1 pseudogene is annotated in these 298 nt (G+C 32.6%); it reads right to left on the bottom strand.

The window, feature by feature from the left end:
* A pseudogene (locus NE591_RS14595) lies at positions 1-298 on the bottom strand (PTS lactose transporter subunit IIC); the annotation flags it as partial.

Genomic DNA, 298 nt, shown 5'->3' with positions numbered 1-298 from the left:
CTGATAATATAATTGCAGCTGATGTAAATACATCGCATTACGCAAATCCATAGCAAGTGTTTTGGCGGGAAAATGATAGTGATAATGATCTGATAAAAAAACGGGGATACTACCATTTTGTTCTCCTTCAATCATATCATTTTCTAAGGCAAGAATAGATTCTTCAAATTCTTTACTTTGGATCTGCTCACTATACTTTACAAATGGAATATAAAGCATTGTTCCGATAATAATATAAAATATTTGGAGAAAACTACCTGCGATAGATCCCGTTGCCTGATATCCACTTAAAATAATC

It is taken from the genome of Adlercreutzia sp. DFI.6.23 (genome assembly GCF_024462535.1).
GTDB classification, from domain to species: Bacteria; Actinomycetota; Coriobacteriia; order Coriobacteriales; family Eggerthellaceae; genus Adlercreutzia; species Adlercreutzia rubneri.
The sequence above is the reverse complement of the archived record's forward strand: the minus strand, read 5'-3'. Positions and strand labels throughout refer to the sequence as shown.